This window comes from Streptomyces sp. NPDC046122, from assembly GCF_056429965.1.
In genome coordinates this window covers 1-4,201 of the sequence record NZ_JBWKLQ010000042.1, presented here as the reverse complement: position 1 = coordinate 4,201, position 4,201 = coordinate 1, and the positions used below count along the sequence as shown (strand labels likewise).

The 4,201-nt window shown below is 72.1% G+C and carries 2 protein-coding genes; both read right to left on the bottom strand.

The annotated features are described in order from the left end of the window. Positions 1 to 1,409 (bottom strand): type I polyketide synthase (locus AC07FK_RS34030; protein ID WP_479108765.1); only part of this gene is annotated, 1,409 nt, incomplete at its 3' end. A 47-nt stretch (positions 1,410 to 1,456) separates the two neighbouring features. Beyond that, on the bottom strand, positions 1,457 to 4,201 hold a 2,745-nt coding region (locus AC07FK_RS34025; RefSeq protein ID WP_479108764.1), incomplete at its 5' end, for a type I polyketide synthase.

Below are 4,201 nucleotides of genomic sequence, written 5' to 3'. Positions count from 1 at the left end.
GTCTCCTCGTCGGTGGCCGGGAGCGGTGCCTGTTCGATGATGACGTGGGCGTTGGTGCCGCTGACGCCGAAGGACGAGACGGCGGCGCGGCGCGGCCGGTTCACCTCGGGCCAGGGGCGGGCCTCGGTGAGGAGCTCCACGGCGCCTTCGGTCCAGTCGACCTTCGTCGACGGCTCGTCGACGTGCAGGGTCTTGGGCAGCACTCCGTGGCGTATCGCCTGGATCATTTTGATGATCCCGGCGACGCCGGCGGCGGACTGGGCGTGCCCGATGTTGGACTTCAGCGAGCCGAGCCAGAGGGGTTGTTCGGCGTCGCGTCCCTTGCCGTAGGTGGCGATGAGGGCCTGGGCCTCGATGGGGTCGCCGAGTGTGGTGCCGGTGCCGTGGGCTTCGACGGTGTCGATGTCGGCGGGGGTGAGTCCGGCGTTGTCGAGGGCGGCGCGGATGACGCGCTGCTGGGAGGGGCCGTTGGGTGCGGTGAGCCCGTTGGAGGCGCCGTCCTGGTTGACCGCGGAGCCGCGTACGACCGCGAGCACGGGGTGGCCGAGCCGCTCGGCGTCCGACAACCGCTCGACGAGCAGTACGCCGACGCCTTCCGCCCACCCGGTGCCGTCCGCCGCGTCGGCGAACGCCTTGCAGCGGCCGTCGGTGGACAGGCCGCGCTGCCGCGAGAACTCCACGAAGACACCGGGGGTGCCCATGATCGCGGCCCCTCCGGCGAGTGCCATGTCGATCTCACCGTTGCGCAGTGACTGGACCGCCAGGTGCAGGGCGACGAGGGACGACGAGCAGGCCGTGTCCACGGTGATCGCGGGACCTTCGAGACCAAGCGTGTACGAGACCCGGCCCGAGGCCACGCTCCCGGAGTTGCCGGTGCCGAGGAAGCCTTCGAGCCCCTTCGGGGAGAACTCGAGCCCCGGCGCGTAGTCGTGGTACATCACGCCCGAGTACACGCCGACCCGACTGCCCTGCAGCGCGGTCGGGTCGAGACCCGCCCGCTCGAACGCCTCCCACGACGTCTCCAGGAGCAGCCGCTGCTGCGGGTCCATCGCGAGCGCCTCGCGCGGCGAGATCCCGAAGAAACCTGCGTCGAACTCGCCGGCGTCGTGGAGGAAGCCGCCCTCGCTGACGTACGACGTGCCCGTACGCTCCGGGTCCGGATCGAAGAGCCGCTCCAGGTCCCAGCCCCGGCTCTCCGGGAAGCCGGACACCGCGTCCGCGCCCTCGTCCACCAGACGCCACAGGTCCTCGGGCGTGGCCACCCCGCCGGGCAGCCGGCAGGCCATGCCCACGATGGCGACCGGCTCACGCGCGGCGTCCGCGATGCGCTGGTTCTCCTGCTTGAGACGTTCGTTCTCCATGAGCGAGGCGCGCAGCGCCTCGACCAGCCGCTCGCTGGGCGTTCCCATCGTTTCCTCCACAGTCAGCAGTCCGTAGGTGTTCGCTCGGTCGTTGATCAGTTGCCGATGGCGCCGAGGGCGCGGGCCACGAGGTCGTCGGCGTCCATGGCGGCGATACGGCCGAGCTCCTCGGCGGTGGCCGCCTCCGTCTCGGCCGCCGACAGGACCGGGGCCCCCGGGGCGGCGGTGACGTCGTCGGCCGCGTCCTCGGGGACCAGCTCGGACTGGAGGTGGTGGGCGAGGGCTGCCGGGGTCGGGTAGTCGAAGATCAGCGTGGCGGGGAGCCGGATACCGGTCGCCGTCGCCAGCCGGTTGCGCAGTTCGACCGCTGTCAGCGAGTCGAAGCCCACGTCCTTGAAGGGCTGACCCGAGCGGATCGGCACGTCACCGAGCACGGTCGAGGCGTGCCCGCGCACGAGGTCGAGGAGCCGACGCCGGCGGTCGGCCTCGGGGAGCGCCGCCAACTGGTCGGCCAGGGACTCCGGGGCGTCCGCCGCGCTGTGGGCCGCCTTGCGGGGCACGCGTACCAGGCCCTGCAGAACGACTTGCAGGCTGCCCTCGACGGCCGCGGCACGCAGAGCCCCGAAGTTCATCTTGCTGGTCACGAGCGCCGCTTCCGACGACCGCAGGCCGGCGTCGAGAAGCGCCATGCCCTCCTCGGCCGTCAGCGCCGCCGCGCCCTGACGGCTCATGCGGTTCTGGTCACCGCTGTCCAGGTGCCCGGTCATGCCGCTCGCGTCGGCCCACAGTCCCCAGGCGAGGGAGGTGGCGGGGGTGCCTTGGGTGCGGAGGTGGTGGGCGTAGGCGTCGAGTGCGGCGTTGGCGGCGGCGTAGTTGGCCTGTCCGGGGTTGCCGAGGGTGCCGGCGGCGGAGGAGAAGAGGAGGAAGGCTGTGAGGTTGTGGTGCTTGGTGGCTTCGTGGAGGACGTGGGCGGCGTCGGTCTTCGCCTGGTAGGCGGTGTCCAAGTGTTGGGGGGTTTGGGCGGTGAGGGTGGCGTCGTCGAGTACGCCTGCGGTGTGGATGACGGCGGTGAGGGGGTGGTCGGGGTGGATGGTGTTGAGGAGTGCTGTGACTTGGTCGGGGTTGGTGGCGTCGACGGGGCTGATGGTGATGTGGGCGCCGAGTGCGGTGAGTTCTTGGTGGAGTTGGTCGGCTCCGGGGGTGTGGGGTCCGCGTCGGCTGATGAGGTGGAGGTGGGTGATGTGGTGGTGGGTGATGAGGTGGCGGGCGGTGAGGGCGCCGAGGGTGCCGGTGCCGCCGGTGATGAGGACGGTGCCGTTGGGGTCGAGGGGGCTGTCGCCGGTGGTGAGGGTGGTCCGGGCCAGGCGCGGGACGGTGATGCGTCCGTTCCGTAGCGCCAGTTGGGGTTCTCCGGTGGCGAGTGCGGTGTGGAGCAGGTCTGCGGACTCGGTGTCGGTGTCGACGAGGGTGATGCGGTCGGGGTGTTCGTTCTGTGCGGTGCGCAGGAGTCCCCAGACGGCGGCTTGTGCGGGGTTGGTGGTGGCGTTGCGGGTGAGGACGACCAGGCGGGTGTGGTCGGGGTCGGTGGTGAGGAGGGTTTGGACGGTGGTCAGTACGTCGCTGGTCAGGGCGCGTATGTCCTCGTCGGTGCGGTGGGTGAGGTCCAGGACGGGCCAGTCGGCCCCGGCGGTGCTGTCGGGTGCGGTGACCGGCTGCCACTCCACCCGGAACACCGCGTCCCGCAGCGGATCGCCGTCACCTGCCAGTTGATTCGGATCCACGGCCCGGAAGGTGAGGCCGTCGACGGTGGCCACGGGTGCGCCGGTCGTGTCGGCCGCCTCGACCGTCACCGTGTCGGCGCCCTGAGGGGAGATACGGACGCGGAGCCGGGCAGCGCCCGTGGCGTGCAGGGCCACTCCGTTCCAGGCGAACGGCAGGAGCGTCCTGCCGTCGGCGCCCTGTGGACCGGAACCGAAGGCGGCGGTGTGCAGAGCGGCGTCCAGGAGTGCGGGGTGCAGTCCGAAGGCGGCCGCTTCGGCCGCCGCGTCGTCCGGCAGCGCGACCTCCGCGAACAGCTCCTCGTCGCGCCGCCACACCGCGCGCAGCCCCTGGAACACCGGCCCGTACTCGTAACCGGCCGCGTAGCGCAGGTCGTAGAAATCGTCGACCGGCAGTGCCTCGGCGCCCTGCGGCGGCCAGACGCCGAAGTCGTACGATCCGCCCGGCGCGGCACCGGTCGTCGTCGCAGGGGCGGTGAATCCGGTGGCGTGCCGGACCCAGGAGTCGGAGTCCTCGGCCCGTGCGTGGACGGTCACGGGACGGCGGCCGAACGGGTCGACCCCGCCGATCGCCACCTGGACACGCACCGCACCCGACGCGGGCAGGGTGAGCGGCGCCTCGATGACGAGTTCGTCGAGGTGTCCGGTGCCGGCCTGGTCGCCCGCACGGACGGCGAGCTCCACGAGTGCGGCGCCGGGCACCAGCACCGTGCCGGACACGGCATGGTCGCCGAGCCACGGGTGGGACTTCAGCGAGAGCCGGCCGGTGGCCAGTACGCCGCCTGAGTCGGGCAGCTCGACCAGCGCGCCGAGCAGCGGATGCTCGGCCGGATCGATGCCCGCACCGCTGACGTCACCGGTCCTGCCGGTCCGCTCCAGCCAGTAGCGGCTGCGCTGGAAGGGGTAGGTGGGCAGCTCGACCCGGGCGGGCCGGGCGTTCCCGAAGGCCGGTCGCCAGTCGATTTTCACGCCGCGTACGTGGAGGGTGGCGAGGGAGGTGAGGAAGCGGGTGGTGGTGTCTTCGCCGCGGCGGAGGGTGCCGGTGGTGACGGAGGGGGAGTC